Annotated in this window: 5 protein-coding genes; 1 reads left to right on the top strand and 4 read right to left on the bottom strand. The window is 57.1% G+C overall.

Annotated features, from left to right (window positions below):
* From QZ307_RS10555 to QZ307_RS10545, 3 genes are all read right to left on the bottom strand, one after another.
* Positions 1-440, bottom strand: a 440-nt coding sequence (locus QZ307_RS10555) for a Glu/Leu/Phe/Val dehydrogenase dimerization domain-containing protein (protein ID WP_295999662.1), incomplete at its 3' end; no start/stop codon positions are given.
* A 272-nt stretch (positions 441-712) separates the two neighbouring features.
* Positions 713-2,350: a BspA family leucine-rich repeat surface protein gene (locus QZ307_RS10550; RefSeq protein WP_295999660.1), complete on the bottom strand. Its 1,638-nt coding sequence runs from the start codon at positions 2,348-2,350 to the stop codon at positions 713-715.
* Positions 2,351-2,432: 82 nt separating this feature from the next.
* Positions 2,433-3,209, bottom strand: a complete 777-nt coding sequence (locus QZ307_RS10545; RefSeq protein WP_295999659.1) for a hypothetical protein — start codon at positions 3,207-3,209, stop codon at positions 2,433-2,435.
* 94 nt (positions 3,210-3,303) lie between these two features.
* On the opposite strand from QZ307_RS10545, the gene QZ307_RS10540 reads away from it, so the two are divergent.
* Positions 3,304-3,534, top strand: coding sequence for a helix-turn-helix transcriptional regulator (locus tag QZ307_RS10540; RefSeq protein WP_295999658.1), 231 nt, complete (start codon positions 3,304-3,306; stop codon positions 3,532-3,534).
* 49 nt (positions 3,535-3,583) lie between these two features.
* On the opposite strand, the gene QZ307_RS10535 is transcribed toward QZ307_RS10540, so the two are convergent.
* Positions 3,584-4,312, bottom strand: a complete 729-nt coding sequence (locus tag QZ307_RS10535; protein ID WP_295999656.1) for a hypothetical protein — start codon at positions 4,310-4,312, stop codon at positions 3,584-3,586.
* Between the last annotated feature and the right edge of the window lie 1,519 nt (positions 4,313-5,831).

The following is a 5,831-nucleotide window of genomic DNA, read 5'->3' as shown; positions in this document are numbered from 1 at the left end:
AAGGCCTGGCAGAAGCGCATGACCTCCATGTCGGACTTGCCCTTCGGGTCGAAGTCGCAGCCGCCCTTGCCGCCACCCATGGGCAGCGTGGTCAGGCTGTTCTTGAAGATCTGCTCGAAGCCCAGGAACTTGATGATGCCCAGGTTCACGGACGGATGGAAGCGCAGGCCGCCCTTGTAGGGGCCGATAGCGCTGTTGAACTGCACGCGGAAGCCGCGGTTCACCTGCACCTTGCCGTTGTCGTCGACCCACGGCACGCGGAACATGATGACGCGCTCGGGCTCTACAATGCGCTCCAGGAGGCTGGCAGCCTCGTACTCGGGATGGGCCTCGATGACCGGCTCGAGGGACTGCAGTACCTCGGTGACGGCCTGGATGAACTCGGGCTGCTCGGCGTTCTTCGCCTTAACCTGCTCGATGACGTTGTCGACGTAACTCAATGCGGACCTCCTAGTTGCTCGGACGGCGAAAACCGTCGCATCCTGCACGACGTCCCGTGCGTTGCGGCCATTATAAGACGGCGATTTTCGAATCGATGACTTATTAACTGACCAGAAACAAAAGGAGAAACAAGGGGGTGAAACGAGCGGCTAACGGAACACGGGAGACTTCATTGAGCGAAAAGAGGCCGATCAGATAGGTGATGAGCGAACAACAAAAGCCCGGCTGGACAACCAACCGGGCTTTTCGGAAGGAACGGTGCGTGCGGAAATTACTTAACGACCACCTTCACCGTAACAGTCTTCGATCCAGCCTTATAGCTGCTGTTACCCGCAGCCGTCGCCTTGATCTTCACCTTGTAGGTACCCTTTTTGGTACCCTTCGAAAGCGTAATCTTGCCCGTCTTCTCATTGACCTTGAACTTCTTAGCCGCTTTCTGCGTGCTGACGTTCTTGTACGTCACCTTACCCTTGGCCTTCTTCACCGTCACCGTCTTCGAAAGCGCAACGGCCTTCTTCTTCAACGTCTTTGCCTTGGCCTTTTTAGCATTGGCTTTGACGGTCATGGGCTGCTTAGCGCGCTTGGCAATGGTAAAGTACGCATAGCAACTACTGCTGTAGTTCCCCTTACCGGCTATGTAGACCATCGCCGTGCCAACTTTTTTATTTGAGTAGTACTTAACGGTGAAATCGCGGCCAGCTTTCAGCGTCTTGCCACCCACTTTAACCGTGGGTACCGGTTTGAGAGCTTTGCCCGTGTAGTCTTGAATGGGGATTTTAGCCACATTCGAGCTGCTGATAGAAAGCGGGTAGATGGTAAACGTCTCGGTTGCCGTTCCTCCATAGTTGCCCATACCCTTGATGGTCACCGTAGCTTTTCCAGCGTTCACATTGCTGGAATAGGAGACGGTATAGTCCTTCCCCTGTTTGAGGGGTGTGTCGTAACTCAGTTTTACCGACACGGCCGGCTTGATGGCACTGCCCGTGTAATCAAAGTAGTACTTCGACAGCGATGTTGTAAGGTTGGCAACCGAATAACCGCGCTGCGCTTTATACGTGTCAGCTTTAAAGGAAGGGATACTCGACGAAGCGTAGGCAGCTCCCGATGCACCGACCCACTTCCCCGTAGCGCCCTCGATATAGTAGCGATCCGGAGTCGGCAACAGCGTGCGCACGTTACCGTTCGCCCCCACCTTCACCGTGGCAAGCTTGCCCCAGTCGCTTGGGAACATAGAGGTGGCATCCAACACGTTGCGCATATCGAAAGACGAAATGTCGAGCGTCGCAAGCTCATTGCAGCTTGCAAACATATAGGACATATCGGTAGCTTTTGACGTGTTGAAAGACGACACGTTAACCGATGTCAAAGCGTCACAGCTCGAGAACATATGCGAGAAATTAGTGACATTGGCGGTATTGAAATTACTTAAATTCAGGGTCTTCAACTTGTCGCAACCAGTAAACATATAGGACATATCGTGAACCTGTGACGTATCCAGTTTTGCTAGATCTACGCTCTCAAGGTTCTCGAGATACCAAAACCAACAATCCATGTTGTGAGGGCTCATCGGGTCGCGGACCACCACTTTTGTGATATCCAAATTCGTCCAACTTGCACTCCAGCAGGTACACCATTCATCAGGATTCTGGCTATCGCAAATAACTTCATCGTGCTCTTCCGCCAAAGTGCCGTAGCGGGCATCTGGCGTATTATCGTTCTGGAACACCAGCGTGTACGTGTAGCTTCCCGGATTCTTGTAGATCATCGCATAAGGGCCTTTGCTGTCATCAGCCCATGCCTTGTCGTAATCGAGCACTGCCGCAAAAAGCCCGACAACGCACAACAGCATCGTCACAGCAAACAGCAAACCGCGGTTTTTTTCTTGATGCTCTTCGTTTGCCTTCTCCATACATCTCCCTTTCGTCTCTCAAATATCTCTTTGATTATCGGCGTAGCATCATGAAATTTCATTAGCTGTCAGCTAACAATAGCTAGTTATCGATCGTAATTTCGGCCGCAAAAAGCGCAGGCAACGTGATGGTTTGCCCCAACGTTGCCTCATAGGAGTAAAGACCTACGCAGTCGCCATAGACGGTAACGACATCGTCTTCGAGGATTCGCTCCTTCTTCAAAGCCGGATCGTAGCCTACGATCACTACGTCGTCGTAGGTATCTTTGGTGCCGAGACGAATCATATTCTCTTCTTCGCCCTCGATCACCTGCAGCACAGTGCCGCTAAATTTAATCTTTTTACCCACATAGTCATCGGGGTTTCGCGCAATCTTTTCGTACTTCACCGACTTGTAGCTATCAGGGTTGAATTTCTCGACAAGCTTTTCTCGAGCAGCATTCAAGTTGACAATGGCGCTGTCTACCTGATTCTGTGTTTTGTCCTCAGCCTTCGCGACCTTCCTTGCTTCTTTCAGCGCCGCTTTAAACTCCTTGAAGGTGTCCTTCGTATAGGATGCGGAGTCAAGTTGAGAGCACTCTTCGATAAGCGCATTGAGCGATTCTTTATCCACAGGCTCCGGCTCATCTAGTTCCTCAGAAGAAGGATCGTCCGTCGAGTCGACTGGCTCCGTCGCATCATTGGCGCCCTGCTCTTCTGCCAAAGGGGAAGCCGCGGGCTGCGCGGCCGAAGGTTCGCCATTGCTTGTCGAGACGCAGCCAGCGAGAAGCGCTGCGCACAAGAGCGCCGTAAACACCATGCCAGCCAAAGCTAGGCCATGAAAGCCATGCTTTACGAAGTCGATACCGTTACCCATCATAGAACCTCCCTACCTTAGCCACTAGCTAAGAAACTGACAAAATTGTTTCTTATAGCATACATTGCATTATAAGCGAGCGCCTAGGCTTTCGCCTATGGAAAAGACTGCTATCAGAAACAAAGTTGGCATGCGTGTAAAAGCCCTGCGCCGCGAGCAAGGCATCACGCAGGAAAAGTTCGCACTGATGACGGGCATCAACCGCAGCTACCTGGCCGACATTGAGAAGGGGAACCGGAATTTCGGCTTCGACACCCTCGAGCGCATTGTGACGGGTTTCGGCATCACCTACGCGGAATTCTTCGCCGACATCGAGGCACAAGGCTAGCCAACCCACGGGCGAAAGCACGCGTCAACTCCCGCTGCTCGGCACTCCCCTACAGCGACGAGTACACCTTGGAGGACGGCACGTTCAGGGCCGTCAGCAGCAAGACGCCTACCTGCTCTTTCTCGGGGGCGTAAATGATTAAGGCGCCGCCTTCCCCCTCGGAGGTCTCCCCTGCCGGCGCCTGCGAGTCGTCAGCGACGATAACCGCCTGGAAACCTTCGGTGGTAGCCAGACAGGAAAGGCGCGGCACCAGGCACACGAAGGATTCCGCTCCGAGCTCGGACAGTTGTTCCCGCAGATCAGCGAGGCGCTTTTTCGTGGCGTAGTAGTCCACGGCCACCACCCCGATCTTGCGGTCGCCGGCGCGAAGCACAACGGGGTCGGCATAGCGCTTCAAATCATCCAAGTCGAGCGTGATGACGCCCGAGCCCTTCTCTTCGTAGGAAGACCGCACGTCCGAGGCGTACACGGGACGCTCGATCATATCAAGCGGCAGCCGCGAGAGCTCGGCCGCTACCATGGCGCCGATGGTCTCGGGCTCCTTGTTCTCTTCGTCATTGGGGTCCACCGCCGGACGCAGCGCATCGAGCGGATCGTAGGTGCCGTCATAGACGATGGTGGTATAGCCCTGCATCTGGCCGAACACGTCATCAACCGCCGAGGCCGCCACATTCCACGAGCGACCTGTTTCAAAGTAGCGCAAAAGCACGGCGCCCCCGAGGATAACCAGGAGGGCGAACACCAGAAGGGCTACTTTTTCGCGGGTTCGTTTCTTCATGCTTCCCGCTATTATACCGTGGCCCCGCCCCCGACTGGGGACAGGGCCACAGCTTCACTATTTCCTTGGGAAGAAGTGCCGCGCTGCTACTCCGCCAGCTCCATTACCGGCTGTTTGGCAGCTTCCAGCATGCGCTTCACAAAGTGCCCCGTGAAGGAGCCCTCCACCTCGGCCACCTCCTCGGGCGTGCCCTGGGCGATAATCTGACCGCCTCGGTCGCCGCCCTCGGGGCCCAGATCGATGATGTGGTCAGCGCACTTGATGACGTCCAGATTGTGCTCGATGACCAGCACGGTGTTGCCGGCGTCCACCAAGCGCTCGAGCACCTCAAGCAGCTGGCGCACGTCCTCGAAGTGCAGGCCCGTGGTGGGCTCGTCGAGGATGTAGAAGGTCTTGCCGCTCTGGCGCTTCTGCAGCTCGCTGGCAAGCTTCACGCGCTGGGCCTCGCCGCCGGAAAGCGTGGTGGCCGGCTGCCCCAGGCGCACGTAACCCAGGCCCACGTCGTAGAGCGTCTGCAGCTTGCGCTTGATGCCCGGGATGTTCTCGAAGAAGGCCAGGGCATCTTCCACGGTCATGTCGAGCACCTGGGCGATGTTCTTGCCGCGGTAGGTGACCTGCAGCGTCTCGCGGTTGTAGCGCTCGCCGTTGCACACCTCGCAGGGCACGTAGACGTCGGGCAGGAAGTGCATCTCGATCTTGATTTGGCCATCGCCCTTGCAGGCCTCGCAGCGGCCGCCGCTCACGTTGAACGAGAAGCGCCCCGGCGAGTAGCCGCGCGCCTTGGACTCGCTCGTGCTGGCGAACAGGGCGCGGATGTCGTCCCACAAGCCGATATAGGTGGCCGGATTCGAGCGCGGGGTGCGGCCGATGGGGCTCTGGTCAATGTTGATGACCTTGTCGAGCTTGTCGAGGCCCGTAATTTTGCGGTAGGGCCCCGTACGGCGATGCGCGTGGTTCAAGCGGTTGGCCAGAGCCGGCGCCAGCGTATCGGTGACCAGCGACGACTTGCCCGAACCCGACACGCCCGTGACCACCGTCAGCGTGCCGATAGGCACTTCCAAGGTGACGTTCTGCAGGTTGTTCTCGGTGGCGCCCGTCATCTTGAGCGAGCCGCGACCGGGCTTGCGGCGCTCGGCCGGCACCGCGATGCGGCGGCGCCCCGACAAATAGTCGGCCGTGATGGAGCCCTTGGTGGCCATGACCTCGGCCGGCGTGCCCGCCGCAATGACCTCGCCGCCGTGCTCGCCGGCGCGCGGACCCATGTCCACCACGAAGTCGGCAGCGCGGATGGTGTCCTCGTCGTGCTCCACCACTACCACGGTGTTGCCCAGATCGCGCAGGCGCTCCAAGGTGGCGATGAGACGCTCGTTATCGCGCTGATGCAGGCCGATGGAGGGCTCGTCCAAGATGTAGAGCACGCCCATGAGGCCGGCGCCGATCTGCGTGGCCAGGCGAATACGCTGGGCCTCGAGATCGGAAGAGCGTCGTGTAGGGAAAGAGTGTAGGCTATAGTGTAGAT

This window comes from uncultured Adlercreutzia sp. (assembly GCA_910585575.1).
GTDB lineage: Bacteria > Actinomycetota > Coriobacteriia > Coriobacteriales > Eggerthellaceae > Adlercreutzia.
This window is presented reverse-complemented; position numbering and strand designations above follow the sequence as displayed.

What these genes read in the sequence shown, in the direction of transcription:
- QZ307_RS10540 (WP_295999658.1), top strand. Translation starts at nt 3,304, where the DNA reads ATGGAAAAGACTGCTATCAGAAACAAAGTTGGCATGCGTGTAAAAGCC.
- QZ307_RS10545 (WP_295999659.1), bottom strand. Translation starts at nt 3,209, where the DNA reads ATGATGGGTAACGGTATCGACTTCGTAAAGCATGGCTTTCATGGCCTA.
- QZ307_RS10535 (WP_295999656.1), bottom strand. Translation starts at nt 4,312, where the DNA reads ATGAAGAAACGAACCCGCGAAAAAGTAGCCCTTCTGGTGTTCGCCCTC.
- QZ307_RS10550 (WP_295999660.1), bottom strand. Translation starts at nt 2,350, where the DNA reads ATGGAGAAGGCAAACGAAGAGCATCAAGAAAAAAACCGCGGTTTGCTG.